Source organism: Alkalihalobacterium sp. APHAB7 (assembly GCF_048323755.1).
GTDB lineage: Bacteria > Bacillota > Bacilli > Bacillales > Bacillaceae_F > Alkalihalobacterium.
The window spans coordinates 22,703-45,211 of record NZ_JBLWFS010000012.1; the positions used below are offsets into that span (position 1 = coordinate 22,703).

The window sequence follows — 22,509 nt, forward strand, 5'->3', positions numbered from 1 at the left end:
GGCTTAATGAGTGGGAGTTGAATGAATTGAAAAAGAAGATAACCGTTTTACCAGGTGACGGAATTGGCCCTGAGGTCATCGAAGGGGCTCTACAAGTTTTAGATGCAATTGCGAAAAAATACAATCATGAATTTGAATATACTGATGCAAAAATCGGTGGAATTGCCATCGATGAATGCGATACTCCACTTCCGCAGGAGACGGTCGATGCTTGTAAGACAAGTGACGGGGTCCTTCTAGGAGCGGTTGGAGGACCGAAGTGGGATACACTTCCAGGTCATATGAGACCTGAAAAAGGGTTACTTGGTATTCGTAAAGAATTAGACCTTTTTGCTAATTTACGCCCAGTAACTGCACATGATAGTCTAGCTGATTCTTCAACATTGAAAAGGGAAGTCATTGACGGTGTAGACTTGATGATCGTTCGTGAATTAACGAGTGGTTTATATTTCGGGGAGCCGCGTGAACGTCGTCAAGAAGGTGATGACCTAGTTGTTGTAGATACGTTAGCTTATAAACGAAGTGAGATTGAACGTATTATGAAGCAGGGATTTGAATTAGCAAGAGTCCGTAATAAGAAGTTAACTTCAGTAGACAAAGCGAATGTTTTAGAATCTAGCCGTGTATGGCGTGAAGTCGCTATTGAAGTTGGAAAAGAATATCCTGATGTTGAATTAGACCATATGCTTGTCGATAATGCAGCGATGCAGTTAATCCGCAATCCGAAACAGTTTGATGTCATTGTAACGGAGAACATGTTTGGAGATATTTTGAGTGATGAAGCTTCAATGCTTACGGGGTCATTAGGGATGCTTCCATCTGCAAGTATTGGCAGTGGGGGACCGGGTTTATATGAACCTATTCACGGCTCAGCCCCTGACATTGCAGGACAAAACAAAGCGAACCCACTTGCGACAATTGCTTCAGTCGCTATGATGCTTAAGTATTCTTTCGGAATGGTAGAAGAAGCGAATGCAATTGATCAAGCGATTAGTGAAGTACTTGAAGCTGGTTTCCGTACAGGGGACATTGCTAATCCGGGAGAAGAAGTTCTTTCAACAACAGAGATGACAGCAAAAGTTATTGAGTTAATTAAAGGGGAAGTCGTCGTATAAGTTCGGTTATAAAGGAGGGCAAAAGATCCGAGAGTACCATAGTGAGGAAATTGGATCTTTTTGGAACTCAAAATGGATATATGAAAGTGAGGAAGAGGAGAATGACACCAAAAACAATTATCGAAAAGATTTGGGAAAACCATACGGTTCTAGATGAGCCGGGTAAACCGAATTTATTATATATTGATTTGCATATGGTTCATGAAGTTACATCACCGCAAGCGTTTGAAGGTATTCGAATCAATGGTCGAAAAGTCCGCCGTCCTGATTTAACGTTTGCTACAATGGATCACAACGTGCCGACAGTCGACCGTTATAACGTTACAGACCCAATTGCGAAGAAGCAAATGGAAACGTTAGAAACGAACTGTAACGAGTTTGGAATTAGGGTTGCAGGTATTGAGAGTCCTGACAACGGGATTGTCCATGTTATTGGGCCTGAACTTGGTTTAACACAACCAGGAAAAACGATCGTTTGTGGTGATAGTCATACAGCCACCCACGGTGCTTTTGGTGCTTTAGCATTCGGAATTGGTACGAGTGAAGTGGAGCATGTATTAGCGACACAAACATTGTGGCAAAGCAAACCGAAAACATTAGAAGTACGTGTTAACGGTCGTCTTTCACAAGGAATTACAGCAAAAGATGTTATCTTAGCAATCATCTCTAAATTCGGCGTAGATTTCGGTACTGGTTATGTCATGGAATATACAGGGGAAGCCATCCACGGAATGACGATGGAAGAGCGTATGACAATCTGTAATATGTCAATTGAAGCTGGAGCGAAAGCTGGTTTAATTAGTCCAGACCAGGTGACATATGATTATTTAAAAGGCCGCGAGTATGTTCCTGATGGGGAAGAGTTTGATAAAGCAGTTGAGAAATGGAAAGCCTTAGCGACAGATGAAGGTGCAGCATATGATAAGTCTGTTGTAATCGAAGCGGATGAAATTCAACCAATGGTAACTTGGGGTACAAACCCTGCACAAGGTATTGGAATTCATCAGCCGATTCCAAGTCCAGATGATGTTGAAACAACGTCAGAGAAAAAGGCAATCGAGCAAGCACTTGAGTACATGGGATTAGAGCCTGGAACAAAGATGTCAGAAGTTGCTATTCAACACGTATTTATCGGATCATGTACGAACTCACGCATGAGTGATCTTCGTGCCGCAGCCGCAGTTGCCAAAGGAAGAAAAGTCGCAGAAGGTGTTCGCGCGATTGTAGTACCGGGTTCACAAAAGATCAAACAACGTGCTGAAGACGAAGGGTTAGATAAGATCTTTATCGAGGCTGGCTTTGAATGGCGGGAATCTGGATGTAGTATGTGTTTAAGTATGAACCCAGACTTTGTACCTGAAGGTGAGCGTTGTGCGTCTACTTCAAACCGTAACTTTGAAGGGCGTCAAGGTAAAGGGGCGAGAACACACCTTGTAAGTCCGGCGATGGCTGCAGCTGCAGCAATCAATGGCAAATTCGTCGATGTTCGTACGTTAGAAAAATTCCCAGTTTAATCTTTTACCTAAAAATCGCTGAGGTGTAATTCTAATATATGTGTTCAAAAGGAGGACAAAAAGATCCGAGAAGTTCGAGGAAGCGCAGTCTCTGAGCATAAAGCTTGTTGCTCCGTAAGCATAAACCTCGCACGCCGGAAAAGTGATCTTCTTTTCCAAGGACTGGAGCGTATGAGTTTAATACGTGAAGAGCGGAAGAGCAAGCTGACGAGCTACCACAGGATGTGGTGACTTCGACGTTCCCACAGGACGTGGGGCTCTTAGTCGAAGGTCTTATCCCGAAAGAGATTTTTCCCGGACATTTTGAACAACCTCTAATAAAATCAACTTTATCAATAGTAGAAGAAGGTGGAATATATGGAACCTATCGTTGTTCATACAGGAAAAGCGGCAGGAATGAACCGTGTCAACGTAGATACGGACCAAATCATTCCGAAACAGTTTTTAAAGCGTATCGAGCGTACTGGATTTGGAAAGTTTTTATTCTTTGACTGGCGTTATAATGCTGACGGTACAGATAATCCGGACTTTGAATTAAATCAGCTTCATAATCAAGGTTCAAGCATTTTAGTAGCAGCGCATAACTTTGGGTGCGGGTCATCTCGTGAGCATGCGCCTTGGGCATTACAAGATTATGGATTTAAAGTGGTTATCTCACCGAGCTTTGCGGATATCTTTTACAATAACTGCTTCAAAAATGGAATTTTACCGATACGTTTAGATGAAAATCAAGTGTATGAACTAATTGAAAAAGCAGACAAAGATATTTACGAACTGACGGTAAACCTTAAAGAGCAGAAGGTTACAGACGCTGACGGGTTTGAAGCTTCTTTTGAAATTGATCCATATTGGAAGGAAATGCTTTTAAACGGCTGGGATGAAATCGGATTAACATTACGTTATGAAGATAAGATCACTGAATTCGAAAAAGCAAATGCTTAATATAGACTGAGCTGGGGAGTGTTTCCTCAGCTTTTCATCTCTTTGATTACATTGCAAATGATAAAAAAAACAAAAAAAGGGAAAATAAGCATATTACCTTCTAGATCGTAAAACTAGGAGGTAAAAAAGAACGGTATATTGTAACCGCTTCCATGTTTAGTTCGTATGTAGAGTGTTATTTGTTTTCTTATAATATGCTCTCGCATTTTAAGCTAGAATTTGCACTTGTTTCTACTATAGAAAGGTTTGAAATTCAACTTACTACCTGTTAGACTTATTAGTAAATGATCAATAATCCAAGAGTGGAGCGTTCGTATGAATGATGAAACGAAAAGTAAAGAACAAAATGTAATTCCATTTCCTGGAGTTGTTGAAAAACTAGTTGAGAAAGGAATGGGTTCATTAAAAGAAAAGCGTTTAAAAGATGCGTTAGACGATTTTCAACAAGCACTAAAATACGATGAAATTCACCCCCAAGCTCGTTATGGAGTTGTTCTTACATATATTGAATTAAGTCGGCTTGATGATGCAGCAGCCGAGAGTAAGCGAATGCTTCAGGAGGGGATTGGAGACTACTTCGATGTATTACAAGTTCATGTCTCTTTACTAGTACAATTAGCATGTTACGAAGAAGTTGTGACGATGCTAGAAGCTGTATTAGCAGAAGGGAAAGTCCCTTCAAACCAGGCTGAGAAGTTGTATCAACTATTACACTTTAGTCGTCAAATGAGTGAAGATGAACCTATTGTAGAGGATACAGTGATCAACCTCCAAGAAAAAGAGGGAGAGCCACCGATTGAACTTTTGGACTTGTTGGAAGACCCTGATGTAAAAAAACAATGGGCTGCTATTCAAAAGTTGAAAAAACATAACCATCCACATGTCTTAGGAAAATACTTAGAATACCTTAAAGATGAAGAAAAAGATCTAGTCCTTAAAACATTTGTCTTACAGAGCTTAAAAGAACAGAAAATAGATGAACAAGTTGAAATCAGGAAGCTAGGTCAAATCAAAAACATAAACCCTCAAGAACTTAATGATCTATTTGAAAATCCTTTTGGTCAAAAAGTGGCTAATATTATTACATATCAGTTAGAGCAAGAAAATCCGAGCTTAAAAGACATGGTGTTACAATTATGGTGGCAGTATTTATTTGCACTCGTCCCCTTTCTGCCAAAGCCCCAAGATGAGAACATATGGGCAGGGGCTGTTCATTTAGTGGTTATTGAGAGCTTAGGTGGGGAATTTGATGAAAAAGAAATCTCAGACCTGTACAATGTAAATGTACAAGAGTTAGTAAAGGCAGCTAATGCAATTGTTGAAGTGGAAGAGCAGGTATTTCAAGGGGTTGAGATGTAAATGTATATCGAACTTTTCTTGAAATGCTTCTCTAGTATGTTATAATAGAGTGGTTGTCAAGTATATATAATAGTCGGAATGAATGTTATTTGAAGTTGGAGGGAAATAATTAATGACTGCTAAATGGGAAAAGTTAGAAGGAAACAACGGTGTCTTAACTATTGAAGTTGACGCTGAAAAAGTAGATGTAGCTTTAAATGAGGCATTTAAAAAAGTAAGTCAAAAAGTAAATGTACCTGGATTCCGTAAAGGGAAAATTCCTCGTCCATTATTTGAGCAACGTTTTGGTGTAGAGTCTTTATACCAAGATGCTCTTGATATTTTATTACCAGAAGCTTATATGGCTGCAATTCAAGAAACAGGTATTGAGCCTGTAGATCGTCCTGACATCGATGTCGAGCAAATGGAAAAAGGTTCAAGCCTAATTTTCAAAGCGACAGTAGTTGTAAAACCAGAGGTAGAACTTGGTGAATACAAAGGCTTAGAAGTTGAAGCTGTTGACACTACAGTTACTGATGAAGATGTAGATGCAGAGTTAAAGCAAATTCAAGAGCGTCAAGCTGAGCTTGTTGTTGTTGAAGATGGTACTGTTGGTGAAGGTGATACAGCAGTTATCGACTTTGAAGGATTTATCGATGGAGAAGCTTTCGAAGGCGGAAAAGGTGATAACTATCCGCTAGAAATCGGTTCTGGTCAATTTATTCCAGGATTTGAAGAGCAATTAATCGGTTTAAAATCTGGTGAAGAAAAAGATGTTGAAGTTTCTTTCCCTGAAGAATACCATTCAGCAGACTTAGCTGGAAAAGCTGCTACATTCAAAGCAACAGTTCACGAAATTAAGCGTAAAGAGCTTCCTGAGCTTAACGACGAGTTTGCTAAAGATGTAGATGAAGAAGTAGAAACACTTGAAGACTTAAAGAAAAAGTTAAGAGAGAAATTAGAAACATCTAAAGCTCAACAAGCTGAAAACCAACAACGTGATACTGTTGTTGAGAAAGCAGCAGAAAACGCAACGGTTGATATCCCGGCTGCAATGGTTGAAACGGAAACAGACCGCATGCTTCAAGAATTTGGACAACGTCTACAGATGCAAGGAATGAACCTTGAAATGTATGCTCAATTCACTGGTACTGACGAAGCGGGTATGCGCGAACAGTTCAAGGTAGATGCTGAGAAGCGTGTAAAAGTTAACTTAACATTAGAGGCAATTGCACAAGCTGAAAACATCGAAGTAACAGACGAAGATGTTGAAAAAGAGCTTGAGAAAATGTCTGAAATGTACAAGCGTTCTGTAGAAGAAATTAAATCTTTACTTGCTGCTCAAGGCGGTACAAGCGCAATTAAAGAGGACTTAAAAGTACAAAAAGCAGTAGAGTTACTTGTTGAAAATAGTAAAACTGCAGAATAATATAACAAAGGACAAGGCGCGAAGTTTCGTGCCTTGTTTTACATATATTAAGAATTAATGTGTTATGTTATACATATATATAAGTTTTATTAAACCTATATGAACTGGAAAATGGAAGTATGATTTCCGCTTTAGTTGAACAAGATGAATAGAAACGTCTCCTGTTTCCATCCATAAGCGATACATAATTTTAAAAGGTAAAAGAAGAAAGAGGATTTTTTACCAGTAATCTTGAATGTACTATAGCATAGAAATTTTTACTGACATCAATTTGTAAGGCAATTTCTTTTCTTTCACTACATAAGCTTTACTATTAACGCTTCATTACGATTTTGTGATACAATGCTATACATAATTGGGGCAAATTAGAATGTTTCTATAATAACTACACTTGATTGGTGACTTTCTTAGATTGGGATAATCTCATTCATAAATTGGTGATGTGATGTCGGTAAGCCAATGATGGAAAGATGCATCGGAGTGGTACAATTCTGTAAGGGGTGATACGATGTTTAAATTTAATGACGAAAAGGGACAATTGAAGTGTTCTTTTTGTGGGAAAACGCAAGATCAAGTTCGTAAATTAGTCGCAGGACCAGGCGTTTATATATGTGATGAATGTATCGAGTTATGTACCGAGATCGTTGAAGAAGAATTGGGAACGGAAGAAGAAGTTGAATTCCAAGAAGTTCCTAAGCCTCATGAGATTCGTGAAATTTTAGATGACTATGTTATTGGTCAAGATAGTGCGAAAAAGTCACTATCCGTAGCTGTGTACAATCACTATAAGCGTATTAATTCTCTTGGTAAATCTTCAGAAGATGTTGAACTTGCTAAAAGTAACATTGCGCTAATTGGACCTACAGGTAGTGGTAAAACCTTACTTGCACAAACGTTAGCGAGAATTTTAAATGTACCATTTGCAATTGCAGATGCAACCTCTTTAACTGAGGCAGGTTATGTTGGGGAAGACGTTGAAAACATTCTCTTAAAATTAATTCAAGCTGCCGACTACGATGTAGAGAAAGCAGAAAAAGGAATTATTTATATTGATGAAATTGATAAAGTAGCACGTAAATCAGAAAACCCATCGATTACTCGTGATGTTTCTGGTGAAGGTGTTCAACAAGCGTTACTTAAAATTCTTGAAGGAACTACAGCGAGTGTACCTCCACAAGGCGGAAGAAAACACCCGCATCAAGAATTTATTCAAATCGATACAACAAATATTCTCTTTATTTGTGGTGGAGCGTTTGATGGTATTGAACAAATTATTAAACGTCGCTTAGGTAAAAAAGTCATCGGTTTTGGTTCAGATATGAAACAAGATGACTTAAAACCAGGTGAGTACTTAACAAAAGTTCTTCCAGAAGACTTATTGCGTTTCGGATTAATCCCTGAATTTATTGGTCGTTTACCAGTAATTTCGAGCTTAGAGCCTTTGGATGAAGGAGCTCTTATTGAAATCTTAACGAAACCGAAGAACGCACTAGTAAAACAATATGTAAAGTTATTAGAGATGGACGACGTTGAACTTGAATTTACAGAAGACGCACTAAGTGCAATTGCAAACAAAGCAATTGAGAGAAAAACAGGTGCACGTGGTCTCCGTTCAATCATTGAAGGGATCATGTTAGACGTCATGTTCGACTTACCTTCACGAGAAGATATTGCCAAATGTGTTATTACAAAAGAATCGGTTGAAGATAACCAAATGCCGAAGCTGCTCACAAAAGACGGCGACGAAATCGAAGTCCCAAAAGAAAGCGCATAAACTAAATAAAAAAGAAGCTGACCCCGTCAGCTTCTTTTTTATTTTTGTGCTATATGGTTCCTGCCTCTACAACTTCAAAGCATTACCGTGTTAATGGTAGCAGGCACCTTTATCTCTTTATTGTACTAAAGGTGCCTGACACCAAAATTTTTAAAACTTTACCTCTTCTTTTTTATTAACAGAAATAGGCAAGTTTTTCTGCGTTTACCTCCAAAGACATCAAAGCATACTAAAAGAAAATGTCATACATAAACAAACAGGGGGTACTTGAATGAATTGGACAGGAATTGCACTACTCATACAATTGGTATTCGGGACAATTATTGGATTGTATTTTTGGAATTTATTAAAGAGCCAGCGCAATCAAAAGACGTCGGTGGATAGAGAGTCACGTAAAGAAATGGATCATCTTCGAAAGCTAAAATCAATTACATTAAGTGAACCTTTATCAGAGCGTGTTCGTCCAGGAAACTTTGATGAAATAGTCGGACAAAAAGAAGGGATCCGTGCATTGCGTGCTGCCCTTTGTGGTCCAAATCCTCAACATGTCATCGTATACGGACCTCCAGGTGTCGGTAAAACAGCTGCCGCACGACTCGTATTAGAAGAAGCAAAGAAAAATAGCAAAACACCGTTTAAACAAGATGCAGTATTCGTTGAATTAGATGGAACAACTGCTCGTTTTGATGAACGTGGTATCGCTGACCCTTTAATCGGTTCTGTTCATGATCCGATTTATCAAGGAGCTGGAGCAATGGGACAAGCCGGTATCCCTCAACCTAAACAAGGGGCAGTAACGAAAGCTCATGGCGGGGTATTATTTATTGACGAGATTGGTGAGTTACACCCGATCCAATTAAACAAACTACTAAAAGTACTTGAGGATCGGAAAGTATTTTTAGAAAGTGCTTACTATAATGAAGATAATCAAAATATCCCAAGACACATTCATGAAATATTTCAAAAAGGACTACCAGCAGATTTTCGTTTAATTGGTGCGACGACACGAAACCCTCAAGAGTTACCGCCAGCCTTACGATCACGCTGTTTGGAAGTTTACTTTAGAGCTCTAACGCAAGACGAAATCGTGACGATCGCGAAAAAGTCAGTCGACAAAATTGGTTTTGATGCGGATGAAGGTGTTTTAGAAAAAATTGGCGGATATGCAACTAACGGACGCGAAGCAGTAAATGTTATACAAATCGCAGCCGGTATAGCAACGGGTGAAGATCGAAAAGTGATTACCCTTGCAGACGTTGAATGGGTGATTCAATCGAGCCAATTGTCACCAAGACCAGAACGAAAAATTTATCCTGAACCTCAAATTGGGATCGTCAATGGGCTAGCAGTGTTCGGTCCTAATCTAGGCGCTCTCATGGAAATTGAAGTAAATGTCATATCGGTCGCAAAAGGCAAAGGTACGATCAACGTTACTGGGATCGTAGAAGAAGAAAGTTCGGGGAGCCAAGCTCGCTCCATACGAAGAAAAAGTATGGCGAAAGGTTCGGTAGAAAATGTAGTTACAGTTTTACGAAAAATGGGTATACCTACTAGTGACTATGATATTCATGTGAACTTCCCAGGAGGAACGCCAGTTGATGGTCCATCAGCAGGTATCGCGATTGCTACAGGAATTTTCTCAGCAATTAGAGAACTTAAAGTCAGCAATAAAGTAGCTATGACGGGTGAACTTGGCATTCACGGAACAGTAAAACCAATCGGCGGAGTTGTCGCTAAAGTGGAAGCAGCCATCCAAGCAGGAGCAGAAACGGTTATCATCCCGAAAGAAAATGAACAAGCAATCTTAAAAGAATTAGGAGATGTCAATATCATTCCTGTAACTACAATTCAAGAAGTATTTGATATAGCATTACTGCAAGAAAAAGAAAATGAAGAAGAAGAGGTCATCCCTGCAAGTGGGGCTGTTTCCTCTCCAGCTGCATCTGTGTAAATAATCAATTAAAAATGGGAGCGAATCAGATAAGTTTCGCTCCTCATTTTTCTCTAAAATACCTTTTACTCAAACGAAAAAATAAGAGGTTGGGCCATTGGATAATCGCCACCAACCTCTTATTCATCAAAATGCTGCTCATGAACTTAAATTAGACAAAGAAAGGTCAATAGGATAGAATTGTATAAAAGAATTCATGGTAAACTTTTCTACATATTTAATTAGGAGTTAGGAACTAATCCTATCGTTCATTGTGAACATCTCCATAGTATTGATGGACTAACTATGGTGGTCGGAGGTGCTGTTAAAATGGTTGATAATAATAATACAAGAGTAATTCCACTTCTACCTTTACGAGGACTGCTTGTCTTTCCAACAATGGTTCTACACTTAGATGTTGGACGCGAGAAATCAGTCAATGCGCTAGAAAAAGTAATGTTAGAAGATCACGAAATCTTACTATCTACACAGAAAGAAATCTCAATAGATGAACCGGGTGAAGATGAAATTTATTCTATCGGGACATTAGCAAAAGTAAAGCAGATGTTAAAACTTCCGAATGGAACAATCCGCGTTCTTGTTGAAGGTCTTAACCGTGCAAAGATTGAACGCTTTACTGATAATGAAGAAATGTTTGAGGTTGAGGTATCTATTCTTGAAGAAGAGCATATGGAAAACTCGCTTGAAGAAAAAGCATTAATGCGAAATACACTTCATCAATTTGAACAATACATCAAACTATCTAAAAAAATCTCAAATGAAACGTTAGCATCAGTTGCTGACATTACGGAAGCAGACAGGCTTGCAGATGTAATTTCATCGCACTTACCATTAAAAATTGCAGAAAAGCAAGACCTTCTTGAGATGACGTCAGTCAAAGAACGATTAACAAAGATCATTGAGATTTTGAATAATGAACAAGAAGTATTAGGCCTTGAGAAGAAGATCGGTCAACGCGTCAAAAAATCGATGGAAAAAACACAGAAGGAATACTACCTTCGTGAGCAAATGAAGGCGATTCAGAAAGAATTAGGCGATAAAGAAGGCCGTTCTGGAGAGATAACGTCATTAAGAGAAAAAATACTTGAGGCGGGCATGCCTGAAAGTATTGAAGCGAAAGCTTTAAAAGAATTAGATCGTTATGAAAAAATGCCGGCTTCCTCAGCAGAAAGTTCAGTAATCCGCAATTATATCGATTGGTTATTAAACCTACCGTGGACAAGAGAAACGGAAGATATTTTAGATATTAATCATGCGGAAGATATATTAAATGAGGATCATTACGGGCTCGAAAAAGTAAAAGAACGTGTACTTGAATATCTTGCAGTTCAACAATTAACAAAAGCATTAAAAGGACCAATTCTTTGTTTAGCTGGGCCTCCAGGTGTCGGTAAAACTTCATTAGCAAGGTCGATTGCTAGGTCACTTAATCGTGAGTTTGTTCGTATATCACTTGGTGGTGTTCGAGATGAGGCAGAAATTCGCGGGCACAGACGTACGTATGTTGGAGCTATGCCAGGTCGAGTCATCCAAGGAATGAAAAAAGCAGGTTCCATTAACCCTGTTTTCTTATTAGATGAAATTGATAAAATGGCTTCCGATTTCCGTGGTGACCCTTCAGCTGCTTTATTAGAAGTATTAGATCCAGAACAAAACAATACGTTTAGTGATCACTTTATCGAAGAACCATATGATCTATCCAAAGTCATGTTTGTAACAACAGCTAATAATATCGGTACGATCCCAGGCCCGTTATTAGACCGAATGGAGATTATTTCTATCCCCGGGTATACTGAACTAGAAAAGCAGCACATTGCTAGTAATTATTTGTTACCTAAGCAAATGAAAGAACATGGTATGACAAAAGGAAAGCTTCAAGTAAAAGACGATGCATTATTAAAAGTCATTCGTTACTACACTCGAGAAGCAGGAGTACGTAATCTCGAACGTCAAATGGCCACATTATGCCGTAAAGCTGCAAAACTGTTAGTATCAGGTGAGAAGAAACGTGTAGTCGTTACAGATAAAACAGTTGAAGATATGCTTGGGAAACCGAAATTCCGTTATGGACTTGCGGAGGAAGAAGACCAAGTCGGCGCAGCTACTGGGCTTGCTTACACAACAGTTGGGGGAGACACGTTATCCATCGAAGTGTCTGTCGTCCAAGGAAAAGGGAAGTTAATCTTAACTGGCAAACTGGGTGACGTTATGAAAGAATCAGCGCAAGCTGCATTTAGTTATATTCGCTCACGTTCTGAGGAGCTTGAAGTCGACCCGAGTTTCCATGAGAAAAACGATATTCATATCCACGTACCTGAAGGAGCGACTCCAAAAGATGGACCTTCCGCTGGGATTACGATGGCAACCGCTCTCGTTTCCGCTTTAACAGGGCGACCCGTTAAGAAAGAAGTCGGTATGACCGGAGAAATTACACTACGAGGTCGAGTTTTACCTATTGGTGGACTAAAAGAAAAATCGATGAGTGCACACCGTGCTGGTTTAACAACGATTATTATGCCGAAAGATAATGAAAAAGATTTAGAGGACATCCCGAAAAGTGTGCGTGACGAACTGACCTTTATACCTGTTTCGCATTTAGATGAAGTCCTCAAAGTAGCGTTGGGAGAGAGTAAACAAAAATGAAAGTAACAAAAGCAGAGTTAGGAACGGTAGCCGTAAAACCAGAACAGTATCCAACGACAGGTTTACCTGAGTTTGGTCTTGCAGGTCGCTCGAACGTTGGAAAATCATCGTTCATCAATAAAATGTTAAATCGTAAGAAGTTAGCGAGAACATCACAACGTCCCGGTAAAACCCAAACGTTAAACTTTTATCTCATTAATGAGATGCTCTATTTTGTCGACGTGCCAGGTTATGGTTTTGCCAAAGTATCCAAAACGGAACGTGAAGCTTGGGGCAAAATGATTGAAACGTACATTCAAAATAGAGATCAACTAAAAGCGGTTCTTCAAATTATTGATATTCGTCATGAACCATCTAAAGATGACCGGGCGATGTACGAGTGGCTCAAGCACTATGAAATTCCGGTAATTCTTATTGCAACGAAAGCTGATAAAATCCCTAAAGGAAAATGGGATAAACATTGTAAAATTATTAGAGAAGTACTAAATAAAGATAAAGAAGACCCTTTAATCGTCTTTTCCGCAGAAACAGCTCAAGGAAAAGAGGAAGCCTGGAATACGATCTTAGCTTATATGAAAAAGTAAGCAGAAAAACCCCATTAGTCATCTAGTGGGGTTTTTCTAATGCGCTAAAGCGTGAAGAACCATGCTTTCGCTTAGTTAACTGTCCAATAGTAAAAAGCAACAATCTTTTAGAAAAGAGCCATATAAAAAAACACTTATGCACTTATTTTTTTCGGAAAATAAGATAGAGCCCTAACGCAATTAATAACAAGGGCCAAAACCCTTCAAACACATCTAAGAAAGATCCAAGCCACTTCATCAAGTCAGAAGAGAAAAAGCCGAACCCAGAAACGATAAAAAGAATAATAGCTGGAACAAGGCCATCTCTTTTCGTTCTGAAGTATAAAAGCATAAAGGCAAGACCGACAATTAACGTAAACATCGCCCAATGTTGCGGCCAACCGGAAAACATAACAATCGCATGAAAATGAACACCTAATCCTAGGAGAAGAGCACCTGGAAAGATTGCACCCGAATCGTGCCCTAAATACGATTGAAATAAAAACGCAATCCCGATGATTAATAGAATTGAAGGCCAAGTTAATAATTGATTAGCAAAAGGAAGGTCAAATTGTTGAAGAAGAAAGTAGGCTCCAACACCGATAAATAAAATTCCAGGGAAAATTCCTTGTTTTTTCATTAAATTATCGTATCCTTTCATATATTCTCACGTAGATGGATATGCTACATATATATTCCTGTTTACAAGTTTTTACTATAAACAATAACATCTGCCAGGAAAACCAAGACAATACCAACATGATATCACACGCTTTCATGATCTGTTCACAATTTTTTTTTGTATAGAAAAAAAACCATGTTATAATGAGGACAGAGTATGTCGGAAAAGAGAGAGATATCCCGATAATAAATAGATTGGATGTAGTGGGGGTGAAGCTTTACCATGCATATTTTAGTTGTCGGATTAAATTATAAATCAGCACCTGTAGAAATTCGTGAACGCTTTGCCTTTCCAGCGGGAGAACTACCACAGGCGCTTCATAAGTTACGTAATATGAAGAGTATCTTAGAATGTACGATTGTGTCTACCTGTAACCGGACAGAAATTTATGTAGTATCAGATCAACTGCATACAGGTCGTCACTTTACAAAAGTCTTTCTTTCAGAATGGTTTAACTTAGCTCGTGAAGAATTTACAAGCTATTTAGATATACGTGAAGATGAGCATGCAATAGAACATCTTTTACGAGTAACCTGTGGTTTAGATTCAATGGTTCTAGGAGAAACGCAAATACTAGGACAAATCAAAGATAGCTTTTTACTAGCTCAAGAAAATGGGGCGACGGGAACGATTTTTAATCACCTATTTAAACAAGCAGTGACACTGGCGAAACGTGCTCATTCGGAGACTGAGATCGGTAATAACGCAGTGTCTGTTAGTTATGCTGCTGTTGAGTTAGGTAAAAATATATTTGGTGATTTTCAAGACAAGCATGTGTTAATTCTGGGTGCAGGAAAGATGAGTGAATTAACGGCAAAACACTTACATGCAAACGGTGCGAGTAAGATTACAGTCATTAACCGCACGGAAGCAAAGGCTGCAGAACTAGCCAAGCGCTTCTTAGGAACATCTCGTCCAATGGAGCAATTAGCAGACGCACTCATTGATGCTGATATTTTAATAAGTTCAACAGGTGCTAGAGACTATGTCATTACGCCAGCGATTGCGAAACAAGCAATGAAGAAGAGAAAAGGACGCCCGCTCTTTATGGTTGATATAGCAGTACCACGTGATCTAGATCCAGCCCTAGCAGATTTCGATGATATTTATTTATATGATATTGACGATCTAGAAGGAATCGTACAAGCTAATTTAGCAGAGCGTAAAAAAGAAGCAGAAAAGATTGAACTTATGATTGAAGAAGAAATCGTTGAGTTTAATAACTGGCTGAACACATTAGGTGTTGTGCCTCTTATTTCTGCTTTACGTACAAAAGCGTTAACTATTCAAGCTGACACGATGGACAGTCTCGTTCGCAAGCTGCCAGATTTAACTGATCGTGATAAAAAGGTACTAAGTAAACATACGAAGAGTATTGTCAATCAGTTGTTAAAAGAACCAATTACAAGAGTAAAAGAACTAGCTGCAGAAGAAGATGCACAGCGTTCACTTGAATTGTTTACGAAGATTTTTGCTCTAGAAGAAGAGTTAGCCGAACAAAAGGTAAAAGAACAAGAAAAGCTTCGAATTGAAATGGCTGAACTTCAGTGGGATAAACAAAAAGCTGAAACTGTACAATTTACAAACGTAAAAGGTGTTGCCGTACGCTCCTAAGGAGGAGTTTTCGTTTGAACAGTTTAAATTGGATGTATCTTTTAACGGTTATTTTATATAGTTTAAGTGTCCTCGGATACTTTTTTGATTTCATACAAAACAACCGGAAGGTCAACCAAATGGCCTTCTGGTTGCTTTCTATTGTCTGGGTTTTACAAACCTCTTTTTTTATTTTACGAATGTTAGAAGTCAATCGCTTCCCAGTTCTTACACCGTTTGAGGGACTATTTTTTTACGCATGGCTGCTCGTCACGTTCTCACTCATTATTAACTGGCGTTATCGGGTAGATTTTCTGGTCCTTTTTACAAATGTAGTCGGATTTATTTTAATGTCACTCAGTGTGTTTACACCGACGGGGGATATTCCCGAAGAACTTTCACAACTACTAATTTCTGAACTTTTAATTATTCATGTCATACTCATTTTACTTTCATATGCCGCTTTTACATTATCATTTGCTTTTGCCTCAATGTATGTCATCCAACACCAAATGTTAAAGCGAAAACTATGGGGAAAACGACTCGTACGGTTTGGGAACCTTGCCAAGCTTGATAAACTTTCCTATTTTAGTGCTTTATTTGCCTTTCCATTATTACTTTTAGGTATTATTCTCGGATTTATATGGGCATCTATCCAATTCGGGGAACTTCCATGGCTTGATTCCAAAGTAATCAGTTCACTCATCGTTTTAGCGATGTATGGCTATTACTTGTACCAACGGACTGTAAAAAATGCGAAAGGTTACCTAATGGCATTAACAAATATCGCAACATTTTTACTTGTATTAATTAACTACTTTTTATCCAGTAGTTTCTCAAACTTTCATCTATGGTATTAAATTCAGTATAATGTGTATAGAAAAAACGAACACACAATTGGAGGATACGAATGAGAAAAATAGTAATCGGGTCAAGAAAGAGTCAACTAGCATTAACTCAAACGAATTGGGTGATTGACCAATTAAAAAAGGCAGGAGTCCCAAATGAGTTTGAAGTCAAAAAAATTGTGACAAAAGGTGACCAAATTCTTGATGTTACTCTCTCAAAAGTAGGGGGAAAAGGGTTATTTGTTAAAGAAATTGAACAAGCAATGAGCGATAAAGAAATTGACATTGCGGTTCATAGCATGAAGGATGTTCCTTCAGAATTACCGGAAGGCTTCACTTTAGCAGCTGTGACTGAGCGAGTAGATCCTCGTGATGCGTTCATTTCAAATGATCATGTAAAATTAGCTGATCTTCCTGCCGGTTCAATCGTAGGAACGAGCAGTTTACGTCGTTCTGCACAAATTTTAGCGAGCCGACCGGACCTTGAAATTCAATGGATCCGTGGAAATATTGATACAAGACTTCGTAAGTTAAAAGAAGAAAACTTTGATGCGATTATTTTAGCTGCTGCAGGCCTTCAACGTATGGGGTGGTCTGATGATGTTGTTACTGAATATTTAGAGCCCGAAGTTTGTATTCCTGCAGTTGGTCAAGGCGCATTAGGAATTGAATGTCGCTCAGACGATCCAGAAGTCATTACTATTTTACAACATTTAAATCATGACGAAACAGCTCGTACAGTAGCTGCAGAACGCGCATTCCTTCATAAAATTGAAGGTGGGTGCCAGGTACCAATCGCGGCGTATGCAACACTTGAAGACAATCATGATGTAAAGATCACTGCTCTAGTTGGTTCACCAGATGGAAAAACGATTTTACACGAAACGTTAACTGGAAGTGATCCTCAAGACCTTGGTGAATTAGCTGCCCAAAAGCTCCTCGACAAAGGTGCGAAAGAAATTTTAACTCAAGTGAAGAAAGAGTTAGATCTATAATGATGACTGCGCTTCCTCTTGCTGGTGTTACGATCGGAGTAACGAGAGCTAAGGAGCAGTCTCGTTCGTTTATAAAGAAGATAGAAGCTCAAGGAGGGATTGCAGTTGCCGTCCCGCTCCTTGCGTTTCAATCACCTAAAGACAAACAACATATTCAAAACGTATTGTCTCATTTACATACATACGATTGGCTCGTGATTACGAGTGCAAATGGCGTACATTTTTTTATAAATGAAATCGAAGAGATGGACAAGTGGTCAGATTTAAAGACAAAACAGATTGCAGTTGTCGGAACAAAGACAGAAGAAGTTCTTCAATCTTATGGGGTAAAGGCTTCTCTGCTTCCTGATCAATTTGTCGCAGAAAGTTTGTTAGAAAAACTTCAGACGAACTTGAAAAAAGAAAGTCGCATCTTACTTGTGAAAGGTAATCTGTCCCGTGATGTACTTTATGAGGGCCTAAAGGAAGATGGCTTTTCTGTTGAAGAAGTAACCGTTTATGAAACGGTGGAAAACCAAGAAGTAGAAGACAATCTAGTACATATGCTAACGAAACAGAAACTCGACTATCTAACCTTTACAAGTCCGTCGACTGTCCAACATTTCATAAACATGGTCAATAAGAACAATTTAACGTTAGATGAACAGATGACTTTTGTCTGTATCGGTCCAATAACGGCGCAAGCAGCGGAACAGTGGAACTTGCAACCGCTGTTAGTAGCAAAGGAATTTACTACTGAAGGTATGATCCAAGAAATGATCGAACATAAAGGGAGGCCCAAACATGTCTGAATTACATTTCAGTCGTCACCGTAGACTTAGAGGAACGGCATCGATTCGTTCAATGGTGAGAGAAACACATTTACATAAAGAAGATTTAATCTACCCAATCTTTGTGACGGAAGGAGAACAAGTACGTCATGAAGTCCCTTCGATGCCAGGTGTATTTCAACTGTCACTTGACCTATTAAATGAAGAAGTAAATGAAGTTGTTGATTTAGGTATTCCAGCCATTATTGTGTTTGGTGTACCAAATGATAAAGATGATGTAGGGTCATCTGCTTATTGCGAACATGGAATTGTTCAGAAAGCGATTAGACAAATTAAAGAAGTGCACTCTGATCTAACGGTTATCGCAGATACGTGTTTATGTCAGTTTACGGATCATGGCCATTGTGGTGTCATTGAGGAAGGAAAAGTATTAAATGATCCTACTCTAGAATTATTAGCGAAAACAGCTGTGTCTCAAGCGAAAGCCGGTGCTGATATTATTGCCCCTTCCAATATGATGGATGGATTTGTAGCAGCAATCCGTCACGGTTTAGATGAAGCAGGCTATCACGATGTACCGATTATGTCGTATGCCGTAAAATATGCATCTAGCTATTACGGACCATTCCGTGATGCAGCTCATTCTTCGCCTAAATTCGGTGACCGCAAAACGTATCAAATGGATCCTGCCAATCGTTTAGAAGCACTTCGTGAAGCGGAGTCAGATATGAATGAAGGAGCAGACTTCCTTATTGTTAAACCAGCACTATCGTATTTAGATATAATCCGTGAAGTGAAAGATTTTTCAGGTGCTCCTGTCGTTGCATACAACGTCAGCGGTGAGTATTCAATGATCAAAGCAGCTGCTCAAAACGGTTGGATTGATGAAAAAAGTGTTGTTCTTGAAACATTAATGAGTATGAAACGTGCCGGTGCAGATTTAATATTAACGTACTTTGCAAAAGATGTTGTACGTTGGTTGAATGAAAAATAAACGATAGAGGTGAAGCAGTTGAGAACCTATGAAAAATCGCAAGCCGCATTTTCAGAAGCAAAACCAGTCATGCCAGGTGGAGTAAATAGTCCCGTTCGTGCCTTTAAATCCGTGAAGATGGATCCTGTTTTCATGGAACGAGGAGAAGAGGCACGTATTTATGATATCGATGGAAATGAGTACATTGACTATGTCTTATCATGGGGACCACTTATTTTAGGACACGCCGATGAGCAAGTGGTAGAAGCTTTAAAGAAATCGGTTGAAAAAGGAACAAGCTTCGGGGCACCAAGTGAGTTAGAAACAAAACTTGCCAAGCTCGTTATCGATCGTGTTCCTTCAATTGAAGTCGTTCGTATGGTGAACTCAGGAACAGAGGCAACAATGAGTGCTTTACGTTTAGCACGTGGCTATACGGGGCGCAATAAGATCATTAAATTTGAAGGTTGCTACCACGGCCACGGTGATTCTTTATTAATTAAAGCAGGTTCTGGTGTTGCGACACTTGGATTGCCGGATAGTCCAGGAGTTCCTGAATCTGTCGCTCAAAATACGCTAACCGTTCCTTATAATGATATAGAAAGTTTAAAACTAGCTTACGAAAAATTTGGCGATGATGTTGCCGCTGTTATTTTAGAACCTGTTGCTGGGAATATGGGTGTCGTTCGTCCGGAGCCAGGCTTCCTTGAAGCCGTTCGCGAAATCACTCATGCTCACGGCAGCTTACTGATTTTTGATGAAGTCATGACAGGCTTCCGTGTCGGTTATAACTGTGCGCAAGGAGAGTTTGGAGTAACACCTGACTTAACATGCCTTGGAAAAGTAATCGGTGGAGGTTTACCAGTTGGTGCTTACGGCGGGCGTCGTGAAATTATGGAGCAAATCGCGCCAGCTGGTCCAATTTATCAAGCAGGGACACTGTCAGGTAACCCGCTTGCGATGACCGCTGGATATGAAACACTATCACAGCTTAAACCAGAACATTATGAGGAGTTTGACCGTCTTGGAAAGCGTTTAGCAGAAGGTTTATCGGCTGCAGCAACGAAGCATGGCATTCCTCATACAACAAGCCTGGCAGGCTCAATGGTCGGTTTCTTCTTTACAGATCAACCTGTCAAAGACTTTGCATCCGCATCAACATCGAATTTAGATTTCTTTGCAGCTTATTTTAAAGAGATGCTGCACCAAGGCATTTCTCTACCGCCATCACAGTTTGAAGGTATGTTCTTATCAACAAAGCATACTGAAAAAGACATTGATGACACGATTGCAGCAGCAGAGATCGCATTTTCAAAACTGAAGTAATCTCTCTATCTTTTGATTACATCACATAGTGCTATAAAGGCTCAGACTAATTGGTCTGAGCTTTTATTAGTTTGATGATGATGAAATAGAGCCCGAGCTCCTGTAAAATCAGATGATACGGGAACTAAAGGAAGCGAAGAGAGCCCGCACCCTGAAATAACCACATCATAAGCCACATCATAAGGGAACGAATTCAGGTCAATACAGCCGTTCCCCGATATTTCTAACTGCTAAAAGCAACCCATTTAACAAACGCACAACCCCTCCCCCTAACTCTAATCATACCATTCTAATTTTTAAAAATAACAATAAACTAGTAACATCCTCCGGACTAAGGAGGATCATAACGAACAATCGTCTATAAATCATTTTAATTTGCTCGTAAAACTAATTTTTTAGCATTTTTTAAAATTCTTTTCATAACGAGGAAGGTCTTGTCATACAGTTTAATGTACAGAGCATGAGCGTAACTGGGGGTAAACTTTTTTGAAACAAGGAGGAACGTCCATGACACAAGATCATCCATCTAAACTGTCATTTTCCATTGAGGAATCGGTGTGGTTAAATAAAGGGCAAGAAGTTGCAGAAATACTTTCAATGTCATTAGATCCCGAAATCCGCATTGAAGAAAAGAACGACCATGTAGTTATTAAAGGTGGTCTCCGTTTACTCGGAGAATACCGCCCTGTGCAAAATGATCCTGAAAACACAGGAGAGGGAGAAGTTGCTGCGTTTCGTTCATTTGAAGAAGTCACCTTGAATGAACAGAACGTCGGTGAAATTAAACACTTCTTCCCAATTGATGTGACAATCCCGTTAAGCCGTATTCAAAACATTGATGATGTTTACGTACAAGTGGAGACATTTGATTACGATCTTCCAGAAAAAAGTTGTCTGCAACTAACAGCAGATGTGGCAATCAGCGGGATGAGTACTCAACAGCAAGAAGTGAAGCGACCATCGTATTCACCAGATTCATCTTATTCAGAGCTTTATTCAGAGCCGTCTTATTCAGAGGCAACGCTTGAAAGGGAGGAGCGAGAATCCTATTATACAGAAGCAACGTCTAATGTGGATCATCCGTCAATCCCGCAAAATCCTTCTTTCTCAGAAGAATTGCCTGAAATAGAGAAGCCACCATCGCTTCAACCGTTCCCGTCATTTTCTTTTGAAGCGAGAAAACAGGCGGTACAGGAGCCCAAAGCAGAAGAACCTGTAGTAGAAGCAAAGGAACTCGTTCCAGCAATGGAAGAGCCTGAATATGAACAACAATATGAAACACCAAAATTTGAAGTAGAGGGTAGCGAGCCGATACAAAATCAAGAACCTGTAATACCGAAACAATCACCAGAACTGAACTTTGAAGCTCGTCCTGAAGTGATTGAACCTGAAGAAAGAAACCCAATTGACAATCTTGTTCCGAACAATCAACGCTCTTCAGAACAAGCAACTAGCTTTGAGCAGGAAACTGTTGAGGAAGAAGAACGAGTAGAATCGGTAGAAGAAGTAGAAAAAGAAGAAGCATTAGAAGCAGTAGAAAAAGTAGGAGCACTTCAAGCCGCAGAAGATCCTGCCGGCCGTGAAGAAGAAGAGGGAACAAAAATCAACTTTGCACCGTTGAAAAAGTTATCTGAGCGACCACCTGCTGCAGTAGAAGTAGAGGAAGAAGTTGCAGTACATGATCAAGATGATCCGGCTGCAGAAGCTGTAAAAGCTCCAAAATCGAGAACCGATGAAAATGCGCTCTACTTAACGAAAATGCTAGCAGACGGCGAAGAACAATTTTCAAAATTAAAGATGTGCATCATTCAAGAAAATGAGTCATTAGATACAATTGCAGAACGCTATGAACTATCAACGAGTCAAATTGTTCGAGTCAACCGATTAAATGAAGAGCGAGTAGAAGAAGGGCAAATCTTGTACATTCCAGTAGGCTCTAAGCGTTAATATGAAAACGAGGAGGGTGACTCATTAGCAAAGTGCTAAACACCTCACAATGATAGATAAGGAGAAATTGAACTTCCTCATCGATCATCGTTGTGAGGCAACAAGT

General features: G+C 39.4%; 17 protein-coding genes. 16 read left to right on the forward strand and 1 reads right to left on the reverse strand.

Going from position 1 to position 22,509, the window contains the following annotated elements; genetic code table 11:
* Positions 1–26 precede the first annotated feature (26 nt).
* The 9 genes from leuB to yihA all read left to right on the forward strand — a co-directional run bounded on the left by leuB (position 27) and on the right by yihA (position 13,290).
* Positions 27–1,115 carry a 3-isopropylmalate dehydrogenase gene (gene leuB, locus ACNSTQ_RS13105; protein ID WP_418200265.1) on the forward strand — a complete coding sequence of 363 codons (1,089 nt, stop codon included), beginning with the start codon at positions 27–29 and terminating at the stop codon, positions 1,113–1,115.
* Positions 1,116–1,216: 101 nt separating this feature from the next.
* Positions 1,217–2,629, forward strand: a complete 1,413-nt coding sequence (gene leuC, locus ACNSTQ_RS13110; protein ID WP_418200266.1) for a 3-isopropylmalate dehydratase large subunit — start codon at positions 1,217–1,219, stop codon at positions 2,627–2,629.
* Between the two features lie 357 nt (positions 2,630–2,986).
* A complete protein-coding gene (gene leuD, locus ACNSTQ_RS13115) occupies positions 2,987–3,571 on the forward strand; it encodes a 3-isopropylmalate dehydratase small subunit (RefSeq protein WP_418200267.1) in 585 nt (194 codons plus the stop codon).
* A gap of 315 nt (positions 3,572–3,886) precedes the next feature.
* On the forward strand, positions 3,887–4,930 hold the full coding sequence (locus tag ACNSTQ_RS13120; RefSeq protein WP_418200268.1) for a hypothetical protein: 1,044 nt from the start codon (positions 3,887–3,889) through the stop codon (positions 4,928–4,930).
* A gap of 112 nt (positions 4,931–5,042) precedes the next feature.
* The gene (gene tig / locus ACNSTQ_RS13125; protein WP_418200269.1) at positions 5,043–6,338 is read left to right on the forward strand and encodes a trigger factor; all 1,296 of its coding nucleotides are present in this window, start codon (positions 5,043–5,045) and stop codon (positions 6,336–6,338) included.
* Positions 6,339–6,846: 508 nt separating this feature from the next.
* Positions 6,847–8,112, forward strand: coding sequence for an ATP-dependent protease ATP-binding subunit ClpX (gene clpX, locus ACNSTQ_RS13130; RefSeq protein WP_418200270.1), 1,266 nt, complete (start codon positions 6,847–6,849; stop codon positions 8,110–8,112).
* 271 nt (positions 8,113–8,383) lie between these two features.
* On the forward strand, positions 8,384–10,063 hold the full coding sequence (gene lonB / locus ACNSTQ_RS13135; RefSeq protein ID WP_418200271.1) for an ATP-dependent protease LonB: 1,680 nt from the start codon (positions 8,384–8,386) through the stop codon (positions 10,061–10,063).
* A 309-nt stretch (positions 10,064–10,372) separates the two neighbouring features.
* The gene (lon, locus tag ACNSTQ_RS13140; protein ID WP_418200272.1) at positions 10,373–12,706 is read left to right on the forward strand and encodes an endopeptidase La; all 2,334 of its coding nucleotides are present in this window, start codon (positions 10,373–10,375) and stop codon (positions 12,704–12,706) included.
* Complete coding sequence (yihA, locus tag ACNSTQ_RS13145; RefSeq protein WP_418200273.1) at positions 12,703–13,290, forward strand: ribosome biogenesis GTP-binding protein YihA/YsxC; 588 nt, start codon at positions 12,703–12,705, stop codon at positions 13,288–13,290. The genes lon and yihA overlap by 4 nt, the downstream gene beginning before the upstream one ends.
* Positions 13,291–13,432: 142 nt before the next feature.
* Here yihA and ACNSTQ_RS13150 read toward each other — a convergent pair whose 3' ends face one another.
* Positions 13,433–13,909 carry a LiaF transmembrane domain-containing protein gene (locus ACNSTQ_RS13150; RefSeq protein WP_418200274.1) on the reverse strand — a complete coding sequence of 159 codons (477 nt, stop codon included), beginning with the start codon at positions 13,907–13,909 and terminating at the stop codon, positions 13,433–13,435.
* A gap of 264 nt (positions 13,910–14,173) precedes the next feature.
* Between ACNSTQ_RS13150 and hemA the strand changes: the two genes are divergently transcribed.
* The 7 genes from hemA to spoVID all read left to right on the forward strand — a co-directional run bounded on the left by hemA (position 14,174) and on the right by spoVID (position 22,403).
* Entirely contained in the window at positions 14,174–15,565 is a 1,392-nt protein-coding gene (gene hemA / locus ACNSTQ_RS13155) for a glutamyl-tRNA reductase (RefSeq protein ID WP_418200275.1), read from the forward strand.
* Positions 15,566–15,597: 32 nt separating this feature from the next.
* A complete protein-coding gene (gene ccsA, locus ACNSTQ_RS13160) occupies positions 15,598–16,404 on the forward strand; it encodes a cytochrome c biogenesis protein CcsA (protein WP_418200354.1) in 807 nt (268 codons plus the stop codon).
* Positions 16,405–16,454: 50 nt separating this feature from the next.
* The gene (hemC, locus tag ACNSTQ_RS13165) at positions 16,455–17,387 is read left to right on the forward strand and encodes a hydroxymethylbilane synthase (protein ID WP_418200276.1); all 933 of its coding nucleotides are present in this window, start codon (positions 16,455–16,457) and stop codon (positions 17,385–17,387) included.
* Positions 17,387–18,178, forward strand: coding sequence for a uroporphyrinogen-III synthase (locus ACNSTQ_RS13170; RefSeq protein WP_418200277.1), 792 nt, complete (start codon positions 17,387–17,389; stop codon positions 18,176–18,178). The genes hemC and ACNSTQ_RS13170 overlap by 1 nt, the downstream gene beginning before the upstream one ends.
* Positions 18,171–19,151, forward strand: coding sequence for a porphobilinogen synthase (hemB, locus tag ACNSTQ_RS13175; RefSeq protein WP_418200278.1), 981 nt, complete (start codon positions 18,171–18,173; stop codon positions 19,149–19,151). The genes ACNSTQ_RS13170 and hemB overlap by 8 nt, the downstream gene beginning before the upstream one ends.
* An 18-nt stretch (positions 19,152–19,169) precedes the next feature.
* Positions 19,170–20,456, forward strand: coding sequence for a glutamate-1-semialdehyde 2,1-aminomutase (gene hemL / locus ACNSTQ_RS13180; protein ID WP_418200279.1), 1,287 nt, complete (start codon positions 19,170–19,172; stop codon positions 20,454–20,456).
* A 507-nt stretch (positions 20,457–20,963) separates the two neighbouring features.
* The gene (gene spoVID / locus ACNSTQ_RS13185; protein ID WP_418200280.1) at positions 20,964–22,403 is read left to right on the forward strand and encodes a stage VI sporulation protein D; all 1,440 of its coding nucleotides are present in this window, start codon (positions 20,964–20,966) and stop codon (positions 22,401–22,403) included.
* Positions 22,404–22,509: the final 106 nt, after the last annotated feature.

Coding starts and splice junctions, on each gene's coding strand:
- leuC (WP_418200266.1), top strand. CDS start 1,217: ATGACACCAAAAACAATTATCGAAAAGATTTGGGAAAACCATACGGTT.
- leuD (WP_418200267.1), top strand. CDS start 2,987: ATGGAACCTATCGTTGTTCATACAGGAAAAGCGGCAGGAATGAACCGT.
- ACNSTQ_RS13120 (WP_418200268.1), top strand. CDS start 3,887: ATGAATGATGAAACGAAAAGTAAAGAACAAAATGTAATTCCATTTCCT.
- tig (WP_418200269.1), top strand. CDS start 5,043: ATGACTGCTAAATGGGAAAAGTTAGAAGGAAACAACGGTGTCTTAACT.
- clpX (WP_418200270.1), top strand. CDS start 6,847: ATGTTTAAATTTAATGACGAAAAGGGACAATTGAAGTGTTCTTTTTGT.
- lonB (WP_418200271.1), top strand. CDS start 8,384: ATGAATTGGACAGGAATTGCACTACTCATACAATTGGTATTCGGGACA.
- lon (WP_418200272.1), top strand. CDS start 10,373: ATGGTTGATAATAATAATACAAGAGTAATTCCACTTCTACCTTTACGA.
- yihA (WP_418200273.1), top strand. CDS start 12,703: ATGAAAGTAACAAAAGCAGAGTTAGGAACGGTAGCCGTAAAACCAGAA.
- ACNSTQ_RS13150 (WP_418200274.1), bottom strand. CDS start 13,909: ATGAAAAAACAAGGAATTTTCCCTGGAATTTTATTTATCGGTGTTGGA.
- hemA (WP_418200275.1), top strand. CDS start 14,174: ATGCATATTTTAGTTGTCGGATTAAATTATAAATCAGCACCTGTAGAA.
- ccsA (WP_418200354.1), top strand. CDS start 15,598: ATGTATCTTTTAACGGTTATTTTATATAGTTTAAGTGTCCTCGGATAC.
- hemC (WP_418200276.1), top strand. CDS start 16,455: ATGAGAAAAATAGTAATCGGGTCAAGAAAGAGTCAACTAGCATTAACT.
- ACNSTQ_RS13170 (WP_418200277.1), top strand. CDS start 17,387: ATGATGACTGCGCTTCCTCTTGCTGGTGTTACGATCGGAGTAACGAGA.
- hemB (WP_418200278.1), top strand. CDS start 18,171: ATGTCTGAATTACATTTCAGTCGTCACCGTAGACTTAGAGGAACGGCA.
- spoVID (WP_418200280.1), top strand. CDS start 20,964: ATGACACAAGATCATCCATCTAAACTGTCATTTTCCATTGAGGAATCG.